Consider the following 26,512-nt stretch of genomic DNA (forward strand, 5'->3'; position numbering starts at 1 on the left):
GGAACTCCTTACTCGGCCGCCAGCGGGGCGCTGTTGCGGTAGGCCTGGATGCGCCGCTCCACTTCCGGGCGGAAGTGGCGGAACAGGCCCTGGATCGGCCAGGCGGCAGCGTCGCCGAGCGCGCAGATGGTGTGGCCTTCGACCTGCTTGGTGACCTGCAGCAGCATGTCGATCTCTTCCATGCGCGCGTTGCCGGTGACCATGCGCTGCATGACGCGGCTCATCCAGCCGGTGCCTTCGCGGCAGGGCGTGCACTGGCCGCAGGACTCATGGGCATAGAAGGACGACAGGCGGGCGATGGCCTTCACGATGTCGGTGGACTTGTCCATCACGATCACCGCGGCGGTGCCGAGGCCCGACTGCACTTCGCGCAAGGAGTCGAAGTCCATCAGAACTGTGTCGCAGATCGACTTGGGCAGGACCGGGACCGACGAACCGCCGGGAATGATGCCCAGCAGATTGTCCCAGCCGCCGCGCACGCCGCCGGCATGCTTCTCGATCAGCTCCTTCAGCGGGATGCCCATCTCCTCTTCCACGTTGCACGGCTTGTTGACGTGCCCGGAGATGCAGAAGAGCTTGGTGCCCGAGTTCTTCGGACGGCCGAGGCCGGCGAACCAGGAGGCGCCGCGGCGCAGGATGGTCGGAACGACGGCGATGGATTCGACGTTGTTCACCGTGGTCGGGCAGGAATAGAGACCGGCCTGGGCGGGGAACGGCGGCTTGTTGCGCGGCTGGCCCTTCTTGCCCTCGATCGACTCGATGAGCGCGGTTTCCTCGCCACAGATGTACGCGCCCGCACCGCGGTGGATGTAGACGTCGTAATCGTAGCCGGTGCCGCAGGCGTTCTTGCCGATCAGCCCCGCCGCATACGCCTCGTCGATGGCGCGCTGGACGTTGGAGCCTTCGTTGTAGAACTCGCCGCGGATGTAGATGTAGCAGGCGCTGGCACCGATGGCGAAACCGGCGATCAGGCAGCCTTCGATCAGCTTGTGCGGATCGTGGCGCAGGATGTCGCGGTCCTTGCAGGTGCCGGGCTCGCCCTCGTCGGCGTTGATGACGAGGTAGACGGGCTTGTCGGTCACGTTCTTCGGCATGAAGGACCACTTCATGCCGGTCGAGAAGCCGGCGCCGCCACGGCCGCGCAGCCCCGATTCCTTCACCTGCTCGATGATCCAGTCGCGGCCGTTGGCCAGGAAGGATGCCGTGTTGTCCCAGTCACCGCGCTTGCGGGCCCCGTCAAGACCGAAGTCCTGGTAGCCGTAGAGGTTGGTGAAGATGCGGTCCTCATCGCGAAGCATCGCTGTCCCCTCCCCCTCAATCGTCCGCTTGCGCGGTGGTAAAGGCCTTCAGCGTCGTCGGGCCGCCGACCGGCTCCGAGGACTGACGGCCGCTCTGCGAACCGGGCTTCGGCGTCTCGCCGCGCGCCAGGGCGTCGAGGATGCGCTCCATATGCTCCGGGGCCACGTCTTCGTAGTAATCGTCACCGATCTGCACAACCGGCGCGTTGACGCAGGCGCCCGAGCACTCGACCTCGCCCAGCGTGAACTGGCCGTCGGCCGTGGTCTCGCCCACCTCGATGCCGAGCTTCTTCTTGCAGGTGTGGACGATGTCGTCCGACCCGCGCAGCCAGCAGGGGGTGGTGGTGCAGACCTGGATGTGGTGCTTACCGACCGGGGTCTTGTTGTACATCGTGTAGAAGGTCGCGACCTCGTACACGCGGATGCGCGGCATGCCGAGCAGATCGGCCACGGCGTCCATGGCGACACGCGGCAGCCAGCCGCCGTTCTGGCGCTGGGCCACGTCCAGCAGCGGCATGCAGGCGCTGGCCTGCTTGCCCTGCGGATACTTGGCGATGATGCGCTTCGCCAGCTCCAGGTTTTCCTGGCTGAAGGTGAAGCTGGTCGGCTCGGCGTGGCCGTGATCGGAAGCGGGCGCGCTCATCGATCGATTTCTCCGAAAACGATGTCCATCGAGGCGATGTTGGCGACGGCGTCGGCCAGCATGTGACCCTTCGACATGAAGTCCAGGCCCTGAAGATGGGCGAAGCCCGGCGCGCGGATCTTGCAGCGGTAGGGCTTGTTGGTGCCGTCGGACACCAGATACACGCCGAACTCGCCCTTGGGCGCCTCGATGGCGGTGTAGGTCTCGCCGGCGGGAACGTGGAAGCCCTCGGTGAAGAGCTTGAAGTGGTGGATCAGCGCTTCCATCGAGCGCTTCATCTCGCCGCGCGGCGGCGGGGAGACCTTGCGGTCCTCGATCTTGTAGGGACCGGCCGGCATCTCCTTGCAGCACTGGCGGATGATGCGCAGCGACTGCTTCATCTCCTCCATGCGGACCAGATAGCGCGCCCAGCAGTCGCCGGTCAGGCCGACCGGGACGTCGAACTCCATGCGGTCATAGACCTCATAGGGCTGCGACTTGCGCAGATCCCAGGCGACGCCGGAGCCGCGCAGCATCGGACCGGTGAAGGCCCAGTCGAGCGCCTGCTCCTTGGTGACGATGCCGATGTCGACCGTGCGCTGCTTGAAGATGCGGTTCTCGGTCAGCAGGCTCTCGAGGTCGTCCATGAACTTCGGAAAACGCTCGGTGAAGGCCCAGATGTCGTCCAGCAGCCCGTCCGGAATGTCCCAGGCGACGCCGCCCGGCCGGAAATAGTTGGCGTGCAGGCGGGCACCCGACACGCGCTCGTAGAACTCCATGAGGATTTCGCGTTCCTCGAAGCCCCACAGCGCCGGGGTGATCGCGCCGACGTCCAGCGCGCCCGTCGTGATCGACAGGATGTGGTTCAGGATGCGCGTGATTTCCGAGAACAGCACGCGGATATACTGGGCGCGCAGCGGCGCCTTGATCTGCAGCAGGTTCTCGATGCCGAGCACATAGGCGTGCTCCATGCACATCGGGCTGACATAGTCCAGGCGGTCGAAATACGGCACGGCCTGGATGTAGGTCTTGTACTCGATCAGCTTCTCGGTGCCGCGGTGCAGCAGGCCGATGTGCGGATCGCAACGCTCGACCACCTCGCCGTTCAGCTCCATCACCAGACGGAGCACGCCGTGGGCGGCCGGATGCTGCGGCCCGAAATTCATCGTGTAGGGCTTGATCTGCGTCTTGGTCTCCGGACCGGAGGCGCTGATCGCCCCGTTCGGACCCGTCGAGACGACGCCGGTCGCCGATTCGGTCGAAACGGTCATGCTCACGGCTTCTTGCTCCCGTCCTGGAGGGCCGCCTTTTCATCGCCGGGCAGCATGACGTTGGTCATGCCTTCCCACGGGCTGAGGAAGTCGAAGGTGCGGAAATCCTGGGTCAGACGGACCGGCTCATAGATCACGCGCTTCTGGTCCTCGTCGTAGCGGGCTTCGACGTAGCCGGTCAGCGGGAAGTCCTTGCGGAAGGGGTGCCCCTCGAACCCGTAGTCGGTGAGGATGCGGCGCAGGTCCGGATGGTTTTCGAAGAAGACGCCGAACAGGTCCCACGCCTCGCGCTCGAACCAGTTCGCGGCGCTGAAGACGGAAACGGCCGACGGGACGGGCGTGTCCTCGTCGGTGGCCAGCTTCACGCGCATGCGCCGGTTGTGGGTGTAGCTGAGCAGCTGGTAGACGACCTCGAACCGCTCCGCGCGGTCGGGGTAATCGACCGCGGTGATGTCGGTCAGCTGCTCGAACCGGGTGTCCGGGTCGTCGCGCAGCGCGGTCAGCACCGCCAGGATGGCTGGCCGTTTGACCGTCACCATCAGTTCGCCGAGCTTCACCTCGACCTTGAGAACGTCGCCGCCGATCTTGGCGGCGATGACGTCCCCGAGTTCCTTCAACGCCTGTTCGGACATGGGTGGGACCCTGCCTTCCTACTTGTCTTCAGCGCGCTTGTCGTTCGTCCCGCCTCCGGCGGCCGGAAGCGGGACGGTACGCCGTGGTCAGCGGGCGATGCGATTGCCGCGCTTGATCTTCTTCTGGAGCTGGAGGATGCCGTAAATCAGCGCCTCCGCCGTCGGGGGGCAGCCCGGCACATAGATGTCCACCGGCACAATCCGGTCGCAGCCACGCACCACCGCGTAGGAATAGTGGTAGTAGCCGCCACCGTTGGCGCAGGACCCCATCGAGATGACCCAGCGCGGCTCCGGCATCTGGTCGTAGACCTTGCGGAGCGCCGGGGCCATCTTGTTGGTCAGGGTGCCGGCGACGATCATGCAGTCGGACTGGCGCGGGCTGGGACGCGGAATGACGCCGAAGCGGTCCAGGTCGTACCGGCTCATATAGGCGTGGATCATCTCCACCGCGCAGCAGGCCAGACCGAAGGTCATCGGCCACAGCGAGCCGGTCCGGGCCCAGGCCAGCAGATCCTCGTACTTCGCGAGCACGAAGCCCTTGTCCTGGATCTCGTCGGAGACCGCGCGGATGTAGGCGTCCTGTTCCGGTCCGGGCGGAATCGGCGCCAGCGGCTTGGCGACCTCTACTCCCATTCCAGAGCTCCTTTCTTCCACTCGTAAATGAAGCCGATGGTCAGGATGCCCAGGAACAGCATCATCGACCAGAAGCCGAACAGCCCGATGTCACCGAGCGCGACCGCCCACGGGAACAGGAAGGCGACTTCCAGGTCGAAGATGATGAACAGGATCGAGACCAGGTAGAACCGCACGTCGAACTTGGTGCGCGCGTCCTCGAACGGCTCGAAGCCGCATTCGTAGGGGGAGACCTTCTCGGCGTCCGGGTTCTTCGGGCTGATGACGTAGGATGCCCCCACCATCACCGCGGCCAGCGCGATGCCGATCAGCAGAAACACCAGGATCGGAAGATACTCAATGATCAGCGGAGTCGACACCGCGTTCCTCCCATAAGCCCACGACCACGGGCGCCGTTCCGGCCGGGAAATCGGCGGAAGCGCAAAGCCGTGGCAGCCATGCCTTGGATTAGCCCATCAGACGGGCCGGAATATATGCCGAGACCGTGGGCAAGGAAAGCGCTTTGAATCGCTTTTCACCACGCGGAAGGACAAGCCAGCCCCCGCGCTAGACCCTGGTAATACCACGTTTTTAAAATAGGAGAAAGGGAAGACAATATGCATGCGAAAAAGGACCCGCAATTTGCGAGTCCTTCGATCATACTGGCGCTTGACGCCGAATTTGAAAGAGAAAGTGGCGCGAGTGACGGGACTTGAACCCGCGGCCTCCGGCGTGACAGGCCGGCGCTCTAACCAACTGAGCTACACCCGCGCAGAGCGACTTGTTCGAAACACCTGATCGTTACTCAGCCAAAGGCTTGTTTCGCTTGGTGTTTTTCACCGGAGCCGTTGAGGCCCCCGTCGTTCGGTGGGCGGTTTGTAGTCGTCCGGGCCGCTGCCTGTCAATCACCAAATTGCAAAAAATTCCTCTCCGGCGAGGCCTGCCGTTCGCCGGCGTTTCACCGACGCCATCAGGGCAGGCGATGGGCGGCGCGCCGCAGTTCATCGAGCCGGTCGAAGGCTTGCAGCATACCAGCCGAGAGTTCCCGGTGGTCGACGGCATCGGGTCCACCGAAACGGGTCAGCGTTTCCTCCAATGCGCGGGCCAGATGTTCGGCGACATCGAGATGCTCCTGCTCCAGCGACAGTTCCAGCGCGGCGAGAATGCGGTCGCCCAGCCGCCGATCGTTCGAAGTCATGCGTTTTCCCACCCTGGTCCTGAACCGCGCGGCAAGGCGCCACCCCGGTCACGTTGCCTCGACCATACCAGCTTCGACCCGGCTGAGCCGAGTGATTCGCATCGCTGCGACATTTCGGAGGCAGCCCTTCCGGAGCGCCCTACCCCGTGCGATAGTCGCGCCATGCCGATCCACAGCTCCCCCCGTCTACGACTGACCGCCCTGCTGCCGTCCCTCGTCCTGTTCGCTGCGGGACCGGCGATGGCCGCCGCGAATGTCTCCGCCGCGCAGTCGGAAGCCAAGGAGATCGCCAAATCGATGGGCAACTGCACGCCGGCGAAGGTGGAGGTGTTGCGCTACACCGTGGGACGGGAGGGAGCGACCACCTTCAAGGTCGGCTGCACCGAGGACAAGGATGCCTTCGTCGTCGTGCAATGCCGCTCGCGCATCTGCACCCTGTTGCGCTGAGGCCCGCCCCAGCGGTGAATTCACCGCTTGTTAACCGCGTCCGCGTGCACTGTGCGGGATCGGTCGCGGCACATGCGTAGCGATGGGAACTGCTGGATGGTGGGCACGGGCATGGTCGCAGGGTTGGGCGCGACGCGAATGGGCCGGATGCGGGGTTGGATCGCCGTTTCGCTCGCGATTCCGGCACTGGCCCTTGCCGGCTGCACCTCCCCGCTCGGGCTGGCGGCGGCCGGTGCGGATGTCGTGACGCTGAACGCCACCAAGAAGACCATCGGCGACCATATCGTGTCGGCTGCCACGGGACGCGATTGCTCGATCCTGAGTTTTGAGAAAACCGGCGACTATTGTCCGGACAAGGTCGAGGTCGACCGGTCCCGCGTCTACTGCTACCGCACGCTGGCGGATGTCGAGTGCCATCACATCCCCGACCCCTACCGCAACGGCAATACCGCGCTCGCCAGCCCGCCGCCGGACATCCGCACCCTGCCGCGCAAGAAGGGCTGGTTCGACGACGCGACGCCCTACGCACCCAACAGCGGTTCGTAAGGGGCTCGTCTCAGCGCACCTTCTTCGCAACGAAGGCCTTGGCAATCGCCATCATCGCCTTTTCATGATTCGGCCCGCCCGCCGGGGCATCGTGGATCGTGCCCCCCTTCGCAGCGCCCAGCCCGGCAGACTTGCCAGCAGGGATGGTCCGTTGCGGGGCCTGCTGCTCGTCCGGTTCGCGGCCCAGCTGGTTCAGCAAATTCTCAAGCGCGTCACGGCTGAGACCGGAGGCGGACGGCCGCCCTCCCCCCGCACCGCCCGCGGCAGCCGGGCGCGCGGCCGGCCTGCTGCTGGCCGGACGGCCGGCGCGTTCGATGGCGGCGGCGGCGATGGCCTTCAGGAAGGGCTGGGCAATGCCGCGCAACAGGTCGGGATCCTCGACGGCCCAGGCCATCAGGAGCTTCTGCGCATTCATCCGGCTGCCCTTGGCCGCCAGGATCGCTTCGCGCACCTTGCCGTCGACGTAGGAATTGCTCATCGGGAATCGCTCATCGGGATATGTCCGCCGGCCGCAGAATGACGGGCGGAGCCACTCCGGACTGTCGGACCAACTCGGTTAACAAACGGTTGCGGGCCGAGAGGGGGCCGATGATGGCGGGACGGCATGGAAGAAGCGGTTGCCCGATCCGGGGCACACGCCGATAGTGGCGGGATGCTGATCGAAACCTTCGCCGACCTGATCTGCCCCTGGTGCTACATCGGCAAGCGCCGGCTCGACCGGGCGCTGATGCAGCGGCCCAACCTGCGCCCGGAACTACGCTGGCAGCCCTTCCAGCTGAACCCGGACATGCCGCGGGGCGGGATGTCGCGCGAGGACTATCTCGCCGCCAAGTTCGGCGGATCGGAACGGGCGCGGCAGATCCATCGGGTCGTCGAGGACACGGCAGCACGCGACGGGCTGCCACTGGCGCTCGACCGCATCCAGCGCACGCCCAACAGCTTCGACGCACACAGGCTGGTCCGCATCGCCGGGCGCCAGGGGCTGGGCAATGCCATGGCCGACGCGCTGTTCGCCGCCTATTTCGTCGAGGGCGTCGACATCGGCGACCCGGACGCGCTGACCAGCGTCGCCGCCGGGCTGGGACTGGATTTCGTCGAGACGCGGCGCCAACTGTCCAGCGACGCCGAATCGGCCGCGGTGCTCGCCGCCGACGCCCTGGCCCGCCAGATGGGATTGCAGGCGGTGCCCTGCTACATCTTCAACCGCCGCTACGCCCTGTCCGGCGCACAGGAACCGGCAAGCTTCCTGCCGCTGCTCGACCTCGGCAGCGAGGAACCGGAAAACCTGTCGGTCGTCGCCGGCTGATCCGGCAAACGGAACGAGACCGTCGGAACGGAAAAAGGCGGCCCGGAGGCCGCCCCGTCCCTGTCCGGCATGTCAGGCCGGCGTGCTGCTGGTCTTGGCGTAGCCCAGCGTCTTCAGGGCATCGGCGATCTCCGGCAGGATGCCCGGATCGTCGATGGTCGCCGGCATCTTGTAGTCCTGGCTGTCTGCGATCTTCTGCATGGTGCCGCGCAGGATCTTGCCCGACCGGGTCTTCGGCAGGCGGTCGACCACCAGGGCACGCTTGAAATCGGCGACCGGGCCGATCTGCTCGCGCACCAGTTGGACCACCTCCTTGACGATCTCCTCATGCGGTCGGGTCACGCCGGCCTTCAGGCAGACGAAGCCCAGCGGCACCTGCCCCTTGAGGTCGTCGGCCACGCCGATCACCGCGCATTCGGCGACATCCCTGTGGCTCGACAACACCTCTTCCATGGCGCCGGTGGACAGGCGATGGCCGGCGACGTTGATGATGTCGTCGGTGCGGGCCATGACATAGACATAGCCGTCATCGTCGACGAAGCCGGCGTCGCCGGTCTGGTAGTAGCCCGGGTAATCGGCAAGGTAGGACTTCTTGAAACGCTCGTCGGCGTTCCACAGCGTCGGCAGCGTGCCCGGAGGCAGCGGCAGCTTGACGCAGATGGCGCCGATGTCGCCGCGCGGAACCTCCTTCAGCTCGGCGTTCAGCACCCGCACGTCCCAGCCCGGCATCGGGCGGGTGGCGGAGCCGTACTTGATCGGGAACAGGTGAACGCCAAGCGGGTTGCCGGAAATCGCCCAGCCGGTCTCGGTCTGCCACCAGTGGTCGATCACGGGGACGTTCAGATTATCCTCGGCCCAGTGCAGCGTATCGGGGTCCGACCGCTCGCCGGCCAGGAACAGGGCGCGGAAGTGCGACAGGTCGTACTTCTTCAGGTAGTTGGCGTCCGGGTCCTCGCGCTTGATGGCGCGGAAGGCGGTGGGGGCGGTGAACAGCGTGCCGACCTTGTGCTGCTCGATCACGCGCCAGAAGGTGCCCGGATCGGGGGTGCCGACCGGCTTCCCTTCGAAGACCACGGTGGTGCAGCCGGTCAGCAGCGGCGCGTAGACGATATAGGAGTGGCCGACGACCCAGCCCACATCCGACGCCGCCCAATACACCTCGCCGGGCTTGACGTTGTAGATGTTGGTCATGGTCCAGCGCAGCGCCACCGCATGGCCGCCATTGTCGCGGACCACGCCCTTGGGCTGGCCGGTCGTGCCGGAGGTGTAGAGGATGTAGAGCGGATCGGTCGCCTTCACGGCCACGCACTCCGCCGGCTCGGCCGTCGCCACGGCTTCGGCCCAATCGACATCGCGGCCGACGATCAGCGCCGCCGTCTCCTGCGGGCGCTGCCAGACGATGACGCTGGACGGCTTGTGGGCCGATTGCTCGATGGCGGCGTCCAGCATCGGCTTGTACTTGACGATGCGGTTCGGCTCGATGCCGCAGGAGGCCGAAACGATCGCCTTCGGCTTGGCATCGTCGATTCGGGTTGCCAGTTCGTGCGGAGCGAAGCCGCCGAACACCACGGAATGGACAGCACCCAGACGGGCGCAGGCCAGCATGGCGACCAGCGACTGCGGGATCATCGGCATATAAAGGAGAACGCGGTCACCCTTCTCCACGCCCTGGGCGCGCAGAACACCAGCGAAGCGGGCGACCTGATTCAGCAGTTCGGCGTAGGTGATGGTCTGGACGGTCTGGGTGACCGGGCTGTCATAGATGATCGCCGCCTGATCTCCGCGCCCGCCTTCGACATGGCGGTCCACCGCATTGTAGCAGGTGTTCAGCTCCCCGCCGGTGAACCAGCGGTAGAAGGGTGCGTTGCTGTCGTCCAGCACCTTGTCCCACGGCTTGAACCAGGAAATGTCCTTCGCCGCCTCGCCCCAGAACCCCGCGGGGTCAGACAGGGAGCGGGCATGCATCTGGTCGAAAAGCTCGGCAGTTGTGGTGCTGGCGGTCGGGGTCATGGCAGGGCGTCCCTCGTTCTATTTTGGTACTATTCGGTGCGCATTTCCTCTCGGCCACGAAACGATCCGTTTCGCGACCTCCACAATCTGCGACAAAAGCATAAGTGCAGGCAAATGTCAGAAGGTCGGGGGTGCGACGGGCTGTCGCATTCCGAATCAGTGAAACGCTGTTTCGAAACCTGGATTTTAAAAAGAAACGCAGACCGGCCGAACGATCAGCGCGACCGATTGCTGGTGGAAGCGCCCCTTGTACAGATCGACGATTTCGCGGATCAGGCCCAGCGTCGCCGGGTCGCCGTCGGCCAGAAGCGTGAGGATTTTGCTGGGCTCGCGCACCAGCCGCCCGGTTTCGATGTCGCGCCAGTGGCCCGACCCGTCGGTGACGGTCAGGCCGTTGGGAAAGCGCGGCGTCACCTCACCGTTCAGGAAATCGGTCCAGTCGCGCTCGCTGACGCCGATCTCGTTGCCGATGTTCCGACCAAAGAACAATTGCGCCTCGATCATCGCGCCGGCCGCATAGGCTTCACAAACGAGCGCCGGCGCCGGTGCCGTTGAGGCGGGTGCCAGCTGGGCCGCGGCGGGACCGGCCAGCAGAAACAGCGAAAGCGCGACGGAGGAGAGGCTCGGGACCATCCGCATGACGGGCCAGGTGACAGGCATGGTGACGGGGCGCATCGGTGTTTCTCCATTCGGACGGGAGAGGGTGCGTGCGGCAGTGCGGTCAGCGACGCTCTGGTCAGGACGCCCCTGGACCGTTATGCATGGATCATGGCCGTCGATCCACCCATCACCGGAATCCGCCCGATCCTGACCGTCGTTCACGGCAACGGCGAGCGGCTGATCGTGGCCCGGCTCACCAACCTCGGCGGCGGCAGCCAGTCCAACCGCTTCGTCCTGCGCCGGGCCGACTTCCGCCCGCCCTGGGAACAGCCGGCGAAAGGCTATTTCGGCTATGCCGAGGTCGCCCGCGCGCTCGACGCCAACGGCTGGCGCGGCTGCGCCATCGAGGCGATGGCGACCACCGACCTGGAGGAACGCCGCGCCCGCCTGCTGGCCCGCAAGAAGCTGCACCTGCAATGCGTCGAGGCGGCAATCCGGCGGGCGCAGGAGGGGGAGACGCCCAAACTGGGCTAGGTTCCGTATTTAGCACTTCCCCAGCGCCTTCATGCGCCGGTCGAAATCGGCAGCGAGATCGGCGAGCGTCACTTGGCCAAGATGGCGGACGAGCACCGCCTCCGCCTCACGCAGTGCCCCATCGAGGGCGGCATTCACCGCCTGCTCGACCAGACAGCTCGGCTCGTCCGCGGTGGGACCGATGGCGAAGATCCCCGGCTCCCCCAATGCCCGGTGAATGTCCAGCAGGGTGATCCCGTCGAGCGGCCGTGCCAGCCGCCAGCCGCCGCCATGGCCCTTTTCCGACCGCACATGGCCGGCCTCGCGCAGCCCCGCCATGGTCCGGCGGATGACCACCGGATTGGTGTTCAGCATCTCGGCAATCGCCTCCGACGTCAGCGCACCGTCATGCCGGTCCATGTGGATCAACACATGCAGCATGCGGGAAAGGCGGCTGTCCTGTCTCATCGGCGATCGGTCCTTTTGGGTGTACGCAGGGCGAGCGGTCAACTCAGGCCACCTCATAAGTTACATGGCACATTGACCGCGCCCTTTCATGTAACTTATAATGTGTCGTGACTGGGCGCGGATGGCGCGCCCGCCCCATCCGTGGAAAGGCACAGGCATGAACGGAAACGACACGACGACCTATGACGCCATCATCGTCGGCGGCAGCTACGCCGGCATCGCCGCCGCGCTGCAGCTGGCTCGCGCCCGGCGCCGGGTGCTGGTGATGGATGAAGGGCTGCGGCGCAATCGCTTTGCCAGCCACTCCCATGGCTTTCTCGGGCAGGATGGCCGTCCGCCGGGAGACATCGCCGCCGAAGCCCGCGCCCAACTGATGCGCTATCCGACCGTCACCTGGATGACCGGACGGGCCGAAAAAGCCGCCAGGACGAGCAAGGGCTTCGAGATCGCCGATTCGGATGGCACCGGCCACCGTGCGCGCCGGCTGCTGATCGCCATCGGCGTGGTTGACGAATTGCCGGCGATTCCCGGTCTGGCCGAACGTTGGGGCCGCTCCGTCTTCCATTGCCCCTACTGCCATGGCTATGAGCTGATGCAAGGGCGTATCGGTGTCGTCGCCGTCTCCGGGCATTCCATGCACCATGCGCTGATGCTGCCGGATTGGGGACCGACGACGCTGCTGCTGAACGGCACCTTTGAACCGGATGCCGATCAGTCGGCCCATCTGGCGAGGCGTGGCGTCGCCGTCGAGACCGCCCTCATCACCGGGATCGAGGGTGACCCGCCGGAGGTCACGCTCGCCGACGGACGCCGAGTGCCTTTTGCCGGCCTGTTCGTGCTGCCGAGAAGCCGCGTTGCCAGCCCGCTGGCCGCACAGCTTGGGTGTGCTGACGAGGAAAGTCCGCTCGGCACCCATATCCGCGTCGATGCGATGCAGGAGACCAGCATCCCCGGTGTCTTCGCCTGCGGCGACGCGGCACGGGCCGCGGGATCGGTGGCGCTGGCCGTCGGCGCCGGTACGATTGCCGGCACGGCGCTGCACCGCTCGCTGCTGTTCTGCGAGGACGACGCCCTGTTCGCCCGCGACTAGCCGAACAACAGGCCCACCGCAATCGCCCACATCACCAGGGCGATGCCCCCGTCCATCACCCTCCAGGCGGCGGGCCGGGCGAACAGCGGGCGCAACAGCCGAGCGCCATAGCCGAGCGCGAAGAAGAACAGGAAGGACGCCGTCATCGCCCCCAGGGCGAAGGCGCCCCGCGCCTCGGCGAAGCGGGCGGAGACGGAGCCGACCAGCACCACCGTGTCCAGATAGACGTGTGGATTTAGCCAAGTCAGAGCAAGACAGGTCAGCAGCGCCGGCAGCAGCCCGCCCGGCTCCCGGTCCGCCGGGTTCAACCCGCCGCTGCCGCCCTGCCAGGCCGACCGGGCGCTGCGCAGGCCATAGACCAGCAGGAAGGCAGCACCGGCATAGCGCATCAATGGCTCCAGCCACGGCCATCGCGCGCCGGCGCTGGCGAATCCGCTGACCCCGACCAGGATCAGCACGGCATCCGACAGGGCGCAGGTGGCGCAGATCGCCAGAACATGCTCGTTGCGCAAGCCCTGGCGCAGCACGAAGGCGTTCTGCGCCCCGATGGCCACGATCAGGCTGAAGCCGAGGAAAAGGCCCGGCAGGAAGGCGGGAAGCAGGACAGCGGTGGAAAGCTCGGTCATCGTGGCGGTTCCGGAGTCGGTGGATGCCAATCCGCTACCACCGCCCCCTCATTTCCCGTACTTAATCCTCCTTGCCCCGATGAAGCAGAGCTAATCCATGCTGGACTATCCGCTGATGGCGGCCCTGGCTGCCGTCATCCGCACCGGCAGTTTCGAGCGCGCCGCTCGGCAGCTGCACGTCACCCCCTCCGCGGTGTCGCAGCGGGTGAAGCTGCTGGAAGAGCGGCTGGGCACCGTGCTGGTGGTGCGCGGCCAGCCCTGCACCGGCACCGCCGCCGGCCAGCGCCTGTGCCAGCATGTGGAGCAGGTTTCCCTGCTGGAAAGCGAACTGCGCGGCGCCCTGCCCGGCCTCAGCCCGGCGGACGGGCCGATCACCCTGCGGATCGCCGTGAATGCCGACAGCCTCGCCACATGGTTCGTCGCGGCGATGGCGGAGTTGCCCGGCTGCCTGTTCGATCTGGTGCTGGACGACCAGGACCACAGCGCCGAGTGGCTGCGCAAGGGCGAGGTGCTGGCCGCCGTCACCGCCAGCGCGGCGCCGGTCCCCGGCTGCAACAGCCATCCGCTGGGCGCGCTGCGCTACCGCGCCACCGCCAGCCCAGACTATCTGCACCGCCATTTCCCCGATGGGGTGATGGCCAAAAGCCTCGCCACCGCACCCTGCCTGACCTTCAACCGCAAGGATCGGCTACAGGCGCAGTGGCTGCGTCTGGTGCTGGGCGATCACGAACCGGTGCCCACCCCGCCGACCCACTGGCTGCCCTCCACTCATGCCTTCGTCGACGGAGCGCTGGCCGGACTGGGATGGGGAATGAACCCCGACCCGCTGGTCGCAGACCATCTGGCAGCCGGCCGTCTGGTCGAGCTGGTGCCCGGCCGGCCGCTCGACGTGCCGCTGCATTGGCAGCAGAGCCGCATCGCCGGCACCGCGCTGGACGAGCTGTCGCGCGCGGTCCTCCGTGCCGGGCGGCAGGCGCTGCACCCAATCGTCGAAAGCATGGGAAGCCCGCCCGCCGCATGAGGACTTTGCCCACGCCGCGTGCGCGCTTATATGGATTCGACAAATCTCTGGAGGGATTCGATGACCAGCAGCGCCGCCATGGCCGCAAACGACACCCCCGATCTGGGTGCGCTTCCCACCTGGGACCTGAGCGACCTTTACCCCGGCACCGAGTCGCCTGAACTGAAGGCCGACCTCGACCGGATGGAACGCGAATGCAAGGCCTTCCGCGAGCGCTATGCCGGCAAGCTGGCGGCGCTGAGCGGCGACGATCTGGCCGCGGCGATCCGCCAGTATGAGGACATCGACGAGACGCTGTCGCGCGTCATGTCCTATGCCGGGCTGGTCTACAACGGCAACATGGTCGATCCGATCGTCGCCAAATTCTACCAGTCGGCGCAGGAGCGGGTGAACGACATCTCCGCCCACCTGATCTTCTTCACGCTGGAGATCAACCGGCTGGACGAGAACGATCTGGCGGCGAAGCAGAAGGCGTCCCCGTCGCTGCGCCATTACGAACCGTGGCTGCGCGACGTCCGCCTCTACCGCGACCACCAGCTGTCCGACGAGATCGAGCGGCTGCTACACGAAAAGCATGTGGTCGGCCGCGCCGCCTGGAACCGCCTGTTCGACGAGACCATCGCCAGCCTGCGCTTCCCGATGGGCGGTAAGGAGCTGACCTGTGCCGAGGCGCTGAACCGCCTGTCCGACCGCAACCCCGCCGTCCGCCGCGAGGCCGGCGAGGTGGTGGGCAAGGTGCTGGGCGAGAATGCGCGGCTGTTCGCGCTGGTCACCAACACGCTGGCCAAGGACAAGGAGATCGAGGACGAGTGGCGCAACTACCCGACGCCGACCTCCGCCCGCAACCTGTCCAACCGGGTCGAGGATGAGGTGGTCGACGCGCTGGTGTCCGCCGTCAAGGGTGCCTATCCGGACCTGTCGCACCGCTATTACACGATGAAGGCCAAGTGGTTCGGGCAGGACCATCTGGATTACTGGGACCGCAACGCTCCCCTGCCGGAGGATGCCGACCGCAGCATTCCCTGGAACGAGGCGCGCGACATCGTTCTGGGCGCCTATGGCCGCTTCTCCCCCGATCTCGCCAGCTTGGGCAAGCGCTTCTTCGACAACCCCTGGATCGACGCGCCGGTCCGTCCCGGCAAGGCGCCGGGCGCCTTCGCCCATCCGACCGTGCCCAGCGTCCACCCCTATCTGCTGGTCAATTACCAGGGCAAGACGCGCGACGTGATGACGCTGGCCCATGAGCTGGGGCATGGCGTCCACCAGATCCTGGCCGGCAAGCAGGGCCATTTCCTGTCCGACACCCCGCTGACGCTCGCGGAAACCGCGTCGGTGTTCGGCGAGATGCTGACCTTCCGCGCCCTGCTGGCGGCGGAGACCGACCCGAAGCGCCGCCGCATCATGCTGGCCGGCAAGGTCGAGGACATGTTGAACACGGTGGTCCGCCAGATCGCCTTCTTCGACTTCGAACGCCGCGTCCACACCGAACGGCGCGAGGGCGAACTGACCTCGGACCGCATCGGCGAGATCTGGATGGCGGTGCAGACCGAAAGCCTGGGCCCGGCGCTGCGCTTCGACGAGGGCTATCGCCATTTCTGGTCCTACATCCCCCACTTCATCCACTCGCCCTTCTATGTCTACGCCTATGCCTTCGGCGACTGCCTGGTGAACTCGCTCTACGCGGTCTACCAGGACGCCGAACAGGGCTTTGCGGAGAAGTATCTGGCGATGCTGTCGGCGGGCGGCACACTGCGTCACAAGGAGCTGCTGGCCCCGTTCGGCCTCGATGCCTCCGACCCGGCCTTCTGGCAGAAGGGCCTCGGCGTCATCCGCGGCTTCATCGACGAACTGGAGGCGAGCGAAGCGAAGGCCTGACGATCCGGGTGGCTTGACCACCGTCAAGAGACCATGACGGCTGTGCGGGTATGGTGGCCTTCGGAGCGTCGTCTCCGAAGGCCATCTTTTTTGGAAGCGAACATCATGCTTGCGACCACCACACCCGCCGCCACCACCACACCTGCGGCCGCCAGCACTGTCCCCATGCTCGGCTATGCGGTCATGGACTGCGACCATGTCGATTCGGTCGCGCTGCTGCAGGCGGCCTGCGAGGCCCCGGCCGGCGAGCTCCGGGCTCCCTTCGCCGCCTTCGCCAAGCATCTGCGCGAGCATTTCGCCCGCGAGAACGCGCTGATGACCCAGCACGGCTTCTTCGCCCTGCATTGCCACACGGAAGAGCACGCCCGCGTCCTGACCGTGGTCGCGACGATGGAGGCCGATCTGGCGGAGGGGAAGGAGAACCGCGCCCGGCTCTATGTGACCGAGCATTTCCCCGACTGGTTCCACACCCATCTGGCGACGATGGACCGGGTGACCGCGGATTTTCTGGCACAGGCGGAAGGGTGAGGATCCGGGGGAGGCATTAGGGCAGCCGCCTCTCCCACACCGAACCAAACTCCGGAAATGGAAAGGGGCCGGAACCTGCTCGGTTCCAGCCCCTTATGGATGGTGGGCGCACAAGGACTCGAACCTTGGACCCGCTGATTAAGAGTCAGCTGCTCTACCAACTGAGCTATGCGCCCATCCGTAGGAAATGTTCAAGAGATGGTGGGCGCACAAGGACTCGAACCTTGGACCCGCTGATTAAGAGTCAGCTGCTCTACCAACTGAGCTATGCGCCCATCTCTTGATGCGCTGAACTTGACTGATGTCTTTGCAGAAACCAGCCGACTGTTCATCGCGCCGGCCAAGCCGTTGTCCCGGCCGGTGTGGCGCGGTTTATAACGAAGGGCTTTTGACCTGTCGATAGCAAAATCGCACCCCATGTGAATTTTTTGGCGCGCGCTTTTCGGTGGCCGGACTCCGCCCCCGGCGGCTACACCGGCGCTGTCGAAACGGGGCATCGGAACGGGGGATCGGGGATGGGCGGCTGGACCGAAGGCTATGTCGGCGGCATCGACTATATCCGCGCCGTTTATCGCGACTGGTCGCCGGCCATGCTCTGCTTCGCCCTGACGCTGCGCGGCTGGCGCCCGCCGGAGGCGCTGCGCCGCGGCAGCTTCACCATGGCGGAGCCCGGCTGCGGCCATGGCCTGACCAACGCCCTGCTGGCCGGCGCCCACCCGGCGGCGCGGTTCGAGGCGATGGACTTCAACCCCTCCCACATCGCCGGTGTCCGCCGGCTGGCCGCCGATGCTGGGCTGGCCAATGCCGAGTTCCTCGAAGAGAGCTTCGCCGAATACGCCCGGCGCGACGGGCCGATGCTGGATGCCGTCGCGCTGCACGGCGTCTGGTCCTGGGTGAGCGCCGGGAACCGGGCGATCCTGCTGGAGGTGCTGCGCCGACGGCTGGCGCCGGGTGGCGTCGTCTTCGTCAGCTACAACGCCCTGCCCGGCACGCTGGCCCACATGCCGCTGCGCCGTCTTCTGGTGGAGCGCTGCGCCGAAGGCGACGGCCCCCTGCCCGACCGCATCGCCGCCGCGGTGGAGTTCGCGGCACGGATGGCGGCGCAGGGCGGCGGCTGGTTCGCCAACACCGACGGCGTGGTGGAGCGGATAGAACAGCTTCGCCGCAAATCGCCGAACTACATTGCCCACGAATATCTGAACGGCGACTGGACCGCCTTCTACCATGCCGACGTGACGCGCGAGCTTGCTGCCGCCAAGCTGGAGTTCGCCGGCGCCGCCGTCCCGATGGAGCAGTTGGACGATCTCACCCTCTCCCCCGCCCAGCAGGCGCTGGCGGGCGAGGCGCGCGACGCCGCCCAGGCCGAAACCCTGCGCGACGTGATGACCAACCGCAGCTTCCGCCGCGACCTGTTCGTGAAGGGCGGCGAGCGTCTGGGTCGGGCCGAGCGACGCGCCCTGCTGGGACAGACCCGTTTCGCGCTTCTGGTCGCCGCCGACGATCTGCCGGAAGGCGCATCCACCCCCGTCGGCCGCCTGTCCTTCCCCCGGGCGCTTTACCAGCCGCTGGGCGAGGCGCTGGCGGAAGGACCGCAAAGCCTGGACGCGCTGCTCACCCGCCCATCCCTGGCGGCACAGGGCGAGGACGCGGTGCTGCGGGCGCTGACCCTGCTGACCAGCCTGTCGCTGGCGGCACCGGCGATGCCCGAGGAGGGGGGCACCGAACGGAAAGTTTCCTGTGACCGCTTCAACGCCGCGGTTCTGGAGCGCCATCGCTTCGGCGACACGCCGGGTCAGCTCGCCTCGCCACTGCTGGGTGCCGGTGTGCCGGTGTCACGGATCGAGGCGCTGTTCCTGCTTGCCGCCCGTCTGGGCGAGGAACCCTCAGCCTTCGCCTGGCGGCACCTGACGGCCGACGGCATCGTGCTGGGGCGCGACGGCGAACGCTGCGAGGGGGATGAGGCCAACCGTGCGGAACTGGCGCGACGGCATGCGGCCTTCATGCAGCGGCGGCTGCCGGTGCTGGAAAGGCTTGGGGTGGCCTGACGGCAGGGGTGCCGAATACGAGGCCCCTCAGCGCTCCGGCGCCGTCTTCGGCAGCTTCTCGGCGATCCCATAGAGCGCCTCGCGCCGGCGGATCTCTGCGAACACGTCGTCGGGATGGATGTTCAGCGTCGCCCACAGGACCGAAAGATTGTAGAGCAGGTCGGCGCTTTCGTTGATGACGCCCTGACGGTCCTCGTTCATGGCGTCCAGCGCCACTTCGACCGCCTCCTCGCCCACTTTCTTAGCGATCTTCTTCGGCCCGGCGGCGATCAGCCGCGCGGTCTTGGAGTGCGCCGGGTCCATCTGCTGGCGGTCGAGGATGGCGGCATAGAGGCGGAGCAGGTCGTCGGTCATCAGGCGGGGATTGTCTCGTGTGCGGGTGACGGAAGCATCGTTCTGCTAACGTGATCACTCCGCAGCGGAATTACTATCCCCCATAGGCGCGGTGGAGCACCGCACAGCGGCCTTATGCCATGCGGCGCTCCGCTTCAGCCCACCGGATCGTAGGAATGATCGGCCTTGGGACGCTCTTCGAGCAGGGTCTGGCCGGTGCTGACGAAATAGACGACCTCGGCGATGTTGGTGGCGTGGTCGCCGATGCGCTCAAGGTTCTTGGCGATCATCATCAGGTGCATGTGCGCCGTGAATTGGTCCTGCGCCGCCAGTGCCGACCGTTCCACTTCCGCAACGAGGCTGGTGTAGAGCGCGTCCACCTCGTCGTCGGTGCGCCAGATCCGCAAGGCGGCCTCGCCGTCATTGTCGACATAGGCGTCGATCACGGCGCTGAGCCGTTCGCGCACCAGCCGGCCGAGCTGCGGCAGCCCCGCCATCGACCCGGAGTCGGGCAGGCTGAAGATGGCAACGGCGCGCTTGGCGGTGTTGGCGGCATGGTCGCCGATGCGCTCAAGGTTGCCAGCGATCTTCAAGGCCGCGATCACCTCGCGCAGATCGTCGGCGACCGGCTGGCGCAGGGCCAGTAGGCGCATGCAGTGAGCTTCGATGTCGTGTTCGAAGGAGTCGAGTCGGGCATCCGACTCCACGATCTTCCGCGCAAGCTCGGGGTTGCGCTGGGCCAGGCAGATCAGAGCCTGGTCGATCTGCGTCTCCGCAGCGCCGGCCATCTGCACGATGGCGGATTTCAGCCGCTTCAGCGCGTCCTCGAACGCGGACACGATGTGCGGAGCGGAGGTCTTCATGGTCGCCAAACCCTTCCCGGCGGTCTCGTTCCAAGCCGCCACCATAGCGCCGGGACGTTACGGTACGATGACAGCGCCTATGACCAATGGCGGCTCATCCGCACTTCGCACGTGCGGGAGAAACTGTCCGATTGATTTTGCGGCGCAGCATTGCGACACATGGTCCTTATCCCCCTCCCCAACGACGTCCCGAACCCGCCATGATCGAACGCCGCTTTGAACAGATCATCTTCGCCAGCCGCTGGCTGCTCGCGCCCTTCTATCTCGGGCTGGTGGTTTCGCTGGCCGCGCTGCTGGTGAAGTTCACGCAGGAGATCCTGCATATGATCCCGCAGGTGCTGGAGATGAGCGAAAAGGACGTGCTTCTGGGCGTGCTGACGCTCATCGACCTGTCCTTCGCCGGCAATCTTCTGCTGATGGTGATCTTCGCGGGGTATGAGAACTTCGTCTCCAAGATCGACGTCGCCAATCACGAAGACCGGCCGGACTGGATGGGCAAGGTCGATTTCGGCGGGCTGAAGCTGAAACTGATCGCCTCCATCGTCGCCATCTCGGGCATCCACCTGCTGAAAGCCTTCATGAACCTGGCGCAGACCTCGCGCGATGAGCTGATGTGGCTGGTCATCATCCACATGACCTTCGTGATTTCCGGTGTTCTGCTGGCCTGCATGGACCGGCTGGAAGGTCATCACGGCCATGCCACCAAGCCCGCGGAGAAAGCCGGGGCGAAACCCGCGGCCGATCATCACTGATAAGTTCCGGTGTTCCTTCGTCTCGTCTGTCAAATGTCTATTGCGGCACAGCAACGACAGGGATAGACACTGCACCGTCACGCCGGCCAGCAGGGTTTTCAGCGGATCGGAACGGGCTTTGCCGCAGGGCTTGGGCCCGTTGACGGATTATTAACCCTAACCCGCCACTGTGCCCATCACCAGATGCCATGCTGCGGCGGTCCCCGGTTCGCCGGAGACCCTGTCCACAGCAGGCATCAGGGCTGCCGGGCGCACTCTCCGCTTGAGCGTGCGGGCGCATTCGACTATGGAACCGTTGGCGGGCATGCTATGCCAGTCCGCCGGCTCGGCCGTCTCAACCGCTTTGATAGAGTTCGTCAGCTCCATGCTCTCCAAACTGCTCGGCGTGCTGTCCGCCGACATGGCGATCGATCTGGGGACGGCCAACACCCTGGTCTATGTCAAGGGCCGCGGCATCGTCCTGAACGAACCGTCCGTCGTCGCCATCGCCAACGTGCGCGGCAAAAAGCAGGTTCTCGCCGTCGGTGACGAGGCGAAGATGATGCTTGGCCGTACCCCCGGCAACATCCAGGCCATCCGGCCGCTTCGCGACGGCGTCATCGCCGATTTCGAAGTCGCGGAGGAAATGATCAAACATTTCATCCGCAAGGTTCACAACCGCCGCAGCTTCGCCAGCCCGCAGGTCATCATCTGCGTGCCGTCGGGCTCGACCGCGGTGGAACGCCGGGCGATCCAGGAATCGGCGGAGGCCGCAGGCGCCCGCCGCGTCTTCCTGATCGAGGAGCCGATGGCCGCCGCAATCGGCGCCGGGCTGCCGGTGACCGAACCGACGGGCTCGATGGTCGTCGACATCGGCGGCGGCACCACCGAAGTGGCCGTGCTGTCGCTGGGCGGCATCGTCTATTCGCGGTCGGTGCGCGTCGGCGGCGACAAGATGGACGAGGCCATCATCGGCTACATCCGCCGCAGCCACAATCTGCTGGTCGGCGAAGGCTCCGCCGAGCGGATCAAGAAGGAAATCGGCTCCGCCTGTCCGCCCGAGGACGGCGAAGGCCGCATCCTGGAGATCAAGGGTCGCGACCTGATGAACGGCGTGCCGAAGGAGCTGATCATCTCCGAGCGCCAGATCGCCGAGTCGCTGGCCGAGCCGGTCTCCGCCATCGTCGAGGCGGTGAAGGTCGCGCTGGAGCACACCGCTCCGGAACTGGCCGCCGACATCGTCGACAAGGGCATCGTGCTGACCGGCGGCGGCGCCCTGCTGGGCAACCTGGACTTCGTCCTGCGCCACGCCACCGGCCTGCCGGTGTCGATTGCGGACGATCCCCTCTCCTGCGTGGCGCTCGGCACCGGCCGCGCGCTGGAGGAGATGAAGACGCTGCGAAACGTCTTGGTCAGCGCCTACTGATTGGTGTATCCCTGGTTGGAAGGCCTCCGGTCCCCTGCCCACCCCTGGCGGTTAGGACCGGAGACGGACCGCGTATCTGGACGGGAATTTCCTGTGAAGCCACGCTCATCCGGCTCCGTCATCCGCCTTGCCGCCCCCTTGCGGGCCCTCGCGCAGCGATTCTCCTTCCTTCTGCTGGTGCTGGCCTCCATCGCGCTGATGATGGTCGGCAAGATCGAGTCCGTCTCGGTGGACAGCGCACGTGCACGCGTGACCGATGCCTTCGCCCCCATCCTGGATGCCATCTCCCGCCCCGCCGCCACGGCGGCGCGCGTGGTCGAATCCGCGGTGGAGCTTGAGAACGCCTTCGACGAGAACCAGCGGCTGAAGGCCGAGAACGCCCGGCTTCTGCAATGGAGGCAGGCCGCGCTGCGGCTAGAGGCGGAAAACAACAGCCTGCGCAGCCTGCTGCGGGTCCGTCCGGAACCGTCGGTCAACTACATCGCCGCCCGCGTCATCGCCACCCCCGGCAGCTCCTTCGTCCGCACGCTGGTGGTCACCGCCGGCAAGCGCGACGGGGTGCGCAAGGGTCAGGCGGCGCTCGCCGGTGCCGGTCTGGTCGGCCGGGTGATCGAGGTCGGCGAATGGTCGTCCCGCGTCCTTCTGCTGACCGACATCAACGCCCGCATTCCGGTGATCCTGTCGAACACGCGCCAGCGCTCGATCCTGGCCGGCGACAACTCCGATCAGGCCAAGCTTCTCTATCTGCCGCCTGACTCGCCGATCCAGGTGGGCGAACGGGTGGTGACCTCCGGCGACGGCGGCCTCTTCCCGCCCGGCCTGCCGGTGGGTGTGGTGACCGCGGTCAGCGAACGCGGCATCCGTGTCCTGCCCAGCGCCGACCTGTCGCGCGTGGAGCATCTGCGTCTGGTGGATTTCGGCCTGCCGAGCACCGATCTGGACCCGTCGCCAGATTCGAAGTGAAGTGGATGTGGAAGTGAGCTGGTTTTGGACGTGAGCCGGACGGACGGTCCGCCGACCCGGGGATTGCCGTCATGACGGCAACCTTCTGGCAGAAGGTGGACAAGACCGGGCGCAATCTGGCGCCCTTCGCCGTCACGGTGATGATGGTGCTGGTCGGCATGATCCCGCTGCCGGTCCCCGGCTATGCCCCGGTCGCACCGAACCTGACGCTGGTCTCGGTCTATTACTGGACGATCCACAGGCCTGACCTGATGCGCCCGGGGGTGGCCTTTCTCATCGGACTGCTTCAGGATTTCCTGATCGGCGGACCGTTGGGCGTCAATGCCCTGCTGCTGGTCGTCGCCCAATGGGCGGTCCTGAACCAGCGCCGGGTGTTCCTGGCCAGCACCTTCGCCTTGCTGTGGGTCGGCTTCACGCTGGTGATGGCGGGTGCCGTCCTGCTGCAATGGCTGGCTTTTTCGGTGCTCGACGCCGTCACGCTGTCGATCCTGCCGGCCCTGTTCCAGGGCCTGCTGACGGTGGCGGTGTTTCCTGCGGTGGGTTGGCTGCTGATCCGCGTCCATCGCGCGTTCCTGAACGGGTAAAGGGTCGACGGGTCTCATGAGTTCGATCGATCGCGACACCGACCGTTCCCGCCTGCTGGCGCGCCGCGCCCTGGTGCTGGGCGGTATCAAGCTGGCCGGCCTGTCCGCGCTGGTCGGTCGGCTCTATTACCTGCAAGTGGTCGAGTCGGCGCGCTACACCATGCTGGCCGAGGAAAACCGCATCAGCCTGCGGCTGATCGCCCCGTCCCGCGGCAACATCGTCGACCGCTTCGGCGTGCCGCTGGCGGTCAACCAGCAGAACTACCGCGTCGTCGTCGTGTCGGAGCGCACCCACAACATCCAGGAGACGCTCGACAAGATCTCCCGCATCGTGCCGCTGACCGATGGCGACCGCCGCCGCGTGCTGCGCGAATTGCACCGCAAGCGCCGCTTCGTTCCCGTCACCGTGCGCGAGAACCTGACCTGGGAACAGGTGGCGACGCTGGAGACCAATACCCCCGACCTGCCCGGCGTGTCCATCGAGGTGGGCGAGCTGCGCTATTACCCGCAGGCGGACTGGACCGCCCATATCCTGGGCTATGTCGGCGCCGTCTCGGAGTCGGAGCTGAGCGGCAACAGCGATCCGGTGCTCTCCCTGCCCGGCTTCCGCATCGGCAAGGCCGGCATCGAGAAGTTCCACGAGAAGGTGCTGCGCGGCACCGCCGGCACCAGCCAGTTGGAGGTCAATGCGGTCGGCCGCGTCATCCGCGAGCTGTCGCGCGACGAGGGCCAATCCGGTCGCGAGGTGCAGCTGACCATCGACATGGCTCTGCAACGCTTCGTGCAGGAGCGGCTGTCGCAGGAGGTCAGCGCCTCGGCCGTGGTGATGGACGTCCACACCGGCGGCATCTATGCGCTGTGCTCGCACCCCAGCTATGACCCCAACCAGTTCACCATGGGCATCAGCGCCGAACTGTGGGAGGAACTGCTGTCCAACCAGGCGACGCCGCTCAACAACAAGGCGGTGGTCGGGCAATATCCGCCGGGTTCGACCTTCAAGATGATGGCGGCGCTGGCGGCGCTCGAATCGGGGGTGGTCAGCAACCGGCACACGGTGTTCTGCCCCGGCCATCTGGAACTGGGTGACCACCGTTTCCACTGCTGGAAGCGCGGTGGGCACGGCACCATCGATTTCGTCGGCGCGCTGCGCCATTCCTGCGACGTGTTCTTCTACGACGTCTCGCGCCGCATCGGCATCGACCGCATCGCCGAGATGTCCAACCGGTTCGGCCTGGGCAGCCGCACCGGCATCGACCTGCCGCACGAGCGCGCCGGCCTAATTCCGTCCATTGCCTGGAAGAAGGCGACGCTGGGCAAGAACTGGGACATGGGCGAGACGCTGGTCGCCTCCATCGGCCAGGGCTATGTGCTGACGACGCCGCTGCAGCTGGCGGTGATGACCTGCCGGCTGGCCAACGGCGGCTATGCGGTCAAGCCGCACCTGACCAAGCAGATCAAGACGGTCAGCGGCGAGCAGACGGCCTGGCCCAGCATCGGTGTGAAAAAGGAGAACCTCGACATCGTGCTGCGCGGCATGACCGAGGTGACCAACGCTCCCAACGGCACCGCCTTCAAGTCGCGCATCACCGAGGTCGGCTATGAGATGGCCGGCAAGACCGGCTCCGCCCAGGTCCGCCGCATCACCATGGCCGAGCGCAACACCGGCGTGAAGAAGAACGAGGATCTGCCCTGGCGCGAGCGCGACCACGCGCTGTTCGTCGCCTTCGCGCCGATCCAGGCGCCGCGCTATGCCTGCGCGGTGTTCGTCGAACATGGCGGCGGCGGCTCCACCGCGGCAGCCCCGATTGCCCGCGACATCCTGCTGGAAACCCAGAAGCGCGACCCCGGCCGCGCCGCCGTCGCCGAAACCCCGCCGACCGGCTTCGGGGAGCCGCGGGGCTGAGGAGCGGATCGGGTCAGGACCGGGAGCGGGCCGGGATGGTCATCGCCGCCACTCCCAGCACGACCGCGGCGCAGCCGGCAAGCATGGTCGGCTCCAGCGTCTCGCCCAGCATCAGCACGCCGATGCCAACCCCAATCGGTACCCGCAGATAGGCTTGTGCGGTCGTCGGAACCGATCCGATGGTGTGGACGAGCCGGAAATAAAGTACGAAGGCCAGCGCGGTCGAGAAGACCGACAGGCCGGCAAGCGCCAGCAGCGAGTCCGGCGACGGCGACAGGGTCCAGGGGCGGTCGACCGCCACGCTGACCGGCAGCAACAGCGCTGCTCCGCACAGCAGCGACCCAGCCGCCGGCATGATCGGATCCAGTCCCTTGAAAACGCGGCCGAAAATGGCCGCTCCGGCATAGCAGACGGTGGCGAGAACGATGGCTCCTTGCGCCAGCAGATCGCGGCCGATGCCGTCGACAGCCCCGATCCCGATGATCAGCACCGTTCCACCGAGACCGGCGAACACGCCGACCGCTTTCCGCCAGCCCACGGCCTCGTGCCGGGTCAGCAGAAGGGTGATGAGGAAGGCGAAGATCGGCGTCGTCGCATTGAGGATCGCTGCGGACCCGGCATCGACCGTCTGTTCGGCCCAGGCGATCAGGGTAAAGGGGAGAACGCTGTTCAAACAGGCCTGGAGGAGGAACCGCTTCCACACGGCGCCTTCCCGCGGCAGGGACAGGCCGCGCCAGCGGATGACCGCCAGCAGGATGCCTCCGGCGATCAGGGTCCGCCCGGCGATGAAAGTCAGCGGCGGGATCGTCTCGACGCCGATCCGGATGAAGCTGTAGGACGCGCCCCACAAGGTCGCGAGGGCCAGCAGCAAGGCAAGCTCGACACGCAGATCGGGCCGCGAAGCGCGTGCATCGGGGGCTGGAAGGCTGGTCATGATGGCTCCGTCGGTCTTGAAAGGCGGCCCACCATGACAGCCGAGCCCTTGAAAGACCGCCGCGAAC

At 66.4% G+C, this 26,512-nt stretch carries 29 protein-coding genes and 3 tRNA genes; 14 read left to right on the forward strand and 18 right to left on the reverse strand.

Annotated elements, in window-relative coordinates; translation table 11 throughout:
- Positions 1–8: 8 nt before the first annotated feature.
- From nuoF to VH569_RS00670, 8 genes are all read right to left on the reverse strand, one after another.
- Positions 9–1,298, reverse strand: coding sequence for an NADH-quinone oxidoreductase subunit NuoF (gene nuoF / locus VH569_RS00635; RefSeq protein WP_109052068.1), 1,290 nt, complete (start codon positions 1,296–1,298; stop codon positions 9–11).
- Between the two features lie 16 nt (positions 1,299–1,314).
- Positions 1,315–1,941, reverse strand: coding sequence for an NADH-quinone oxidoreductase subunit NuoE (nuoE, locus tag VH569_RS00640; protein ID WP_423313201.1), 627 nt, complete (start codon positions 1,939–1,941; stop codon positions 1,315–1,317).
- Positions 1,938–3,086: an NADH-quinone oxidoreductase subunit D gene (locus VH569_RS00645; RefSeq protein WP_244560922.1), complete on the reverse strand. Its 1,149-nt coding sequence runs from the start codon at positions 3,084–3,086 to the stop codon at positions 1,938–1,940. Before VH569_RS00645 ends, nuoE begins: the two co-directional genes overlap by 4 nt.
- Positions 3,087–3,193: 107 nt before the next feature.
- The gene (locus tag VH569_RS00650; protein ID WP_423313203.1) at positions 3,194–3,823 is read right to left on the reverse strand and encodes an NADH-quinone oxidoreductase subunit C; all 630 of its coding nucleotides are present in this window, start codon (positions 3,821–3,823) and stop codon (positions 3,194–3,196) included.
- An 87-nt stretch (positions 3,824–3,910) separates the two neighbouring features.
- On the reverse strand, positions 3,911–4,456 hold the full coding sequence (locus tag VH569_RS00655; protein ID WP_174470176.1) for a NuoB/complex I 20 kDa subunit family protein: 546 nt from the start codon (positions 4,454–4,456) through the stop codon (positions 3,911–3,913).
- Entirely contained in the window at positions 4,447–4,815 is a 369-nt protein-coding gene (locus VH569_RS00660; RefSeq protein ID WP_045580751.1) for an NADH-quinone oxidoreductase subunit A, read from the reverse strand. The genes VH569_RS00655 and VH569_RS00660 overlap by 10 nt, the downstream gene beginning before the upstream one ends.
- Positions 4,816–5,129: 314 nt before the next feature.
- A tRNA-Asp gene (locus tag VH569_RS00665) sits at positions 5,130–5,206 on the reverse strand.
- Positions 5,207–5,405: 199 nt separating this feature from the next.
- The gene (locus VH569_RS00670; RefSeq protein WP_109050839.1) at positions 5,406–5,633 is read right to left on the reverse strand and encodes a hypothetical protein; all 228 of its coding nucleotides are present in this window, start codon (positions 5,631–5,633) and stop codon (positions 5,406–5,408) included.
- 162 nt (positions 5,634–5,795) lie between these two features.
- Between VH569_RS00670 and VH569_RS00675 the strand changes: the two genes are divergently transcribed.
- Together VH569_RS00675 and VH569_RS00680 are read left to right on the forward strand one after the other, a co-directional pair.
- Positions 5,796–6,080, forward strand: a complete 285-nt coding sequence (locus tag VH569_RS00675) for a hypothetical protein (protein ID WP_246307003.1) — start codon at positions 5,796–5,798, stop codon at positions 6,078–6,080.
- Between the two features lie 147 nt (positions 6,081–6,227).
- Positions 6,228–6,626 carry a hypothetical protein gene (locus VH569_RS00680; RefSeq protein ID WP_423313207.1) on the forward strand — a complete coding sequence of 133 codons (399 nt, stop codon included), beginning with the start codon at positions 6,228–6,230 and terminating at the stop codon, positions 6,624–6,626.
- A 10-nt stretch (positions 6,627–6,636) separates the two neighbouring features.
- Here the strand turns inward: VH569_RS00680 and VH569_RS00685 are convergent, their stop codons facing one another.
- Complete coding sequence (locus VH569_RS00685; RefSeq protein ID WP_423313209.1) at positions 6,637–7,104, reverse strand: hypothetical protein; 468 nt, start codon at positions 7,102–7,104, stop codon at positions 6,637–6,639.
- Positions 7,105–7,278: 174 nt separating this feature from the next.
- Here VH569_RS00685 and VH569_RS00690 point away from each other — a divergent pair, with 174 nt between their 5' ends.
- On the forward strand, positions 7,279–7,932 hold the full coding sequence (locus VH569_RS00690) for a DsbA family oxidoreductase (protein ID WP_423313211.1): 654 nt from the start codon (positions 7,279–7,281) through the stop codon (positions 7,930–7,932).
- Between the two features lie 72 nt (positions 7,933–8,004).
- On the opposite strand, the gene VH569_RS00695 is transcribed toward VH569_RS00690, so the two are convergent.
- Together VH569_RS00695 and VH569_RS00700 are read right to left on the reverse strand one after the other, a co-directional pair.
- Complete coding sequence (locus VH569_RS00695) at positions 8,005–9,942, reverse strand: propionyl-CoA synthetase (RefSeq protein ID WP_423313213.1); 1,938 nt, start codon at positions 9,940–9,942, stop codon at positions 8,005–8,007.
- Between the two features lie 186 nt (positions 9,943–10,128).
- Complete coding sequence (locus VH569_RS00700) at positions 10,129–10,617, reverse strand: DUF3574 domain-containing protein (RefSeq protein WP_423313215.1); 489 nt, start codon at positions 10,615–10,617, stop codon at positions 10,129–10,131.
- Positions 10,618–10,710: 93 nt separating this feature from the next.
- Here VH569_RS00700 and VH569_RS00705 point away from each other — a divergent pair, with 93 nt between their 5' ends.
- Positions 10,711–11,076: a hypothetical protein gene (locus tag VH569_RS00705; RefSeq protein WP_423313217.1), complete on the forward strand. Its 366-nt coding sequence runs from the start codon at positions 10,711–10,713 to the stop codon at positions 11,074–11,076.
- A 9-nt stretch (positions 11,077–11,085) separates the two neighbouring features.
- On the opposite strand, the gene VH569_RS00710 is transcribed toward VH569_RS00705, so the two are convergent.
- Positions 11,086–11,523, reverse strand: a complete 438-nt coding sequence (locus VH569_RS00710) for an Rrf2 family transcriptional regulator (protein ID WP_423313219.1) — start codon at positions 11,521–11,523, stop codon at positions 11,086–11,088.
- 157 nt (positions 11,524–11,680) lie between these two features.
- Between VH569_RS00710 and VH569_RS00715 the strand changes: the two genes are divergently transcribed.
- Positions 11,681–12,613 (forward strand): NAD(P)/FAD-dependent oxidoreductase, encoded by a 933-nt coding sequence (locus tag VH569_RS00715; protein WP_423313221.1) that lies wholly within the window; start codon positions 11,681–11,683, stop codon positions 12,611–12,613.
- Here the strand turns inward: VH569_RS00715 and VH569_RS00720 are convergent.
- Complete coding sequence (locus VH569_RS00720) at positions 12,610–13,239, reverse strand: LysE/ArgO family amino acid transporter (protein ID WP_423313223.1); 630 nt, start codon at positions 13,237–13,239, stop codon at positions 12,610–12,612. The genes VH569_RS00715 and VH569_RS00720 overlap by 4 nt on opposite strands.
- A 97-nt stretch (positions 13,240–13,336) precedes the next feature.
- Between VH569_RS00720 and VH569_RS00725 the strand changes: the two genes are divergently transcribed.
- The 3 genes from VH569_RS00725 (at position 13,337) to VH569_RS00735 (ending at position 16,663) form a co-directional block, all read left to right on the forward strand.
- On the forward strand, positions 13,337–14,260 hold the full coding sequence (locus tag VH569_RS00725) for a LysR family transcriptional regulator ArgP (protein ID WP_423313225.1): 924 nt from the start codon (positions 13,337–13,339) through the stop codon (positions 14,258–14,260).
- Positions 14,261–14,320: 60 nt separating this feature from the next.
- Positions 14,321–16,135, forward strand: a complete 1,815-nt coding sequence (locus tag VH569_RS00730; RefSeq protein WP_423313227.1) for a M3 family oligoendopeptidase — start codon at positions 14,321–14,323, stop codon at positions 16,133–16,135.
- 105 nt (positions 16,136–16,240) lie between these two features.
- Positions 16,241–16,663 carry a bacteriohemerythrin gene (locus VH569_RS00735; protein WP_423313229.1) on the forward strand — a complete coding sequence of 141 codons (423 nt, stop codon included), beginning with the start codon at positions 16,241–16,243 and terminating at the stop codon, positions 16,661–16,663.
- 100 nt (positions 16,664–16,763) lie between these two features.
- On the opposite strand, the gene VH569_RS00740 is transcribed toward VH569_RS00735, so the two are convergent.
- Positions 16,764–16,839: transfer RNA gene (locus VH569_RS00740), tRNA-Lys, on the reverse strand.
- Between the two features lie 23 nt (positions 16,840–16,862).
- A tRNA-Lys gene (locus VH569_RS00745) sits at positions 16,863–16,938 on the reverse strand.
- A gap of 240 nt (positions 16,939–17,178) precedes the next feature.
- Here VH569_RS00745 and VH569_RS00750 point away from each other — a divergent pair.
- On the forward strand, positions 17,179–18,708 hold the full coding sequence (locus tag VH569_RS00750) for a class I SAM-dependent methyltransferase (RefSeq protein ID WP_423313231.1): 1,530 nt from the start codon (positions 17,179–17,181) through the stop codon (positions 18,706–18,708).
- A 27-nt stretch (positions 18,709–18,735) separates the two neighbouring features.
- Here VH569_RS00750 and hisE read toward each other — a convergent pair whose 3' ends face one another.
- Positions 18,736–19,062: a phosphoribosyl-ATP diphosphatase gene (gene hisE, locus VH569_RS00755; protein WP_098739349.1), complete on the reverse strand. Its 327-nt coding sequence runs from the start codon at positions 19,060–19,062 to the stop codon at positions 18,736–18,738.
- Between the two features lie 134 nt (positions 19,063–19,196).
- Positions 19,197–19,904 (reverse strand): phosphate signaling complex protein PhoU, encoded by a 708-nt coding sequence (gene phoU / locus VH569_RS00760; RefSeq protein WP_423313233.1) that lies wholly within the window; start codon positions 19,902–19,904, stop codon positions 19,197–19,199.
- Positions 19,905–20,104: 200 nt separating this feature from the next.
- Here phoU and VH569_RS00765 point away from each other — a divergent pair, with 200 nt between their 5' ends.
- From VH569_RS00765 to mrdA, 5 genes are all read left to right on the forward strand, one after another.
- Positions 20,105–20,656 carry a TIGR00645 family protein gene (locus VH569_RS00765; RefSeq protein ID WP_423313235.1) on the forward strand — a complete coding sequence of 184 codons (552 nt, stop codon included), beginning with the start codon at positions 20,105–20,107 and terminating at the stop codon, positions 20,654–20,656.
- 364 nt (positions 20,657–21,020) lie between these two features.
- Entirely contained in the window at positions 21,021–22,061 is a 1,041-nt protein-coding gene (locus VH569_RS00770) for a rod shape-determining protein (protein WP_012974729.1), read from the forward strand.
- A 93-nt stretch (positions 22,062–22,154) separates the two neighbouring features.
- On the forward strand, positions 22,155–23,024 hold the full coding sequence (gene mreC, locus VH569_RS00775; RefSeq protein ID WP_098739345.1) for a rod shape-determining protein MreC: 870 nt from the start codon (positions 22,155–22,157) through the stop codon (positions 23,022–23,024).
- Positions 23,025–23,095: 71 nt separating this feature from the next.
- Positions 23,096–23,608 carry a rod shape-determining protein MreD gene (gene mreD / locus VH569_RS00780; protein ID WP_174470161.1) on the forward strand — a complete coding sequence of 171 codons (513 nt, stop codon included), beginning with the start codon at positions 23,096–23,098 and terminating at the stop codon, positions 23,606–23,608.
- Positions 23,609–23,624: 16 nt separating this feature from the next.
- Entirely contained in the window at positions 23,625–25,511 is a 1,887-nt protein-coding gene (gene mrdA / locus VH569_RS00785; protein ID WP_109096141.1) for a penicillin-binding protein 2, read from the forward strand.
- Positions 25,512–25,524: 13 nt separating this feature from the next.
- On the opposite strand, the gene VH569_RS00790 is transcribed toward mrdA, so the two are convergent.
- A complete protein-coding gene (locus VH569_RS00790) occupies positions 25,525–26,445 on the reverse strand; it encodes a DMT family transporter (protein ID WP_423313240.1) in 921 nt (306 codons plus the stop codon).
- Between the last annotated feature and the right edge of the window lie 67 nt (positions 26,446–26,512).

Source organism: Azospirillum sp. 11R-A, from assembly GCF_049472615.1.
In the GTDB taxonomy this organism is placed as follows: Bacteria; Pseudomonadota; Alphaproteobacteria; order Azospirillales; family Azospirillaceae; genus Azospirillum; species Azospirillum palustre.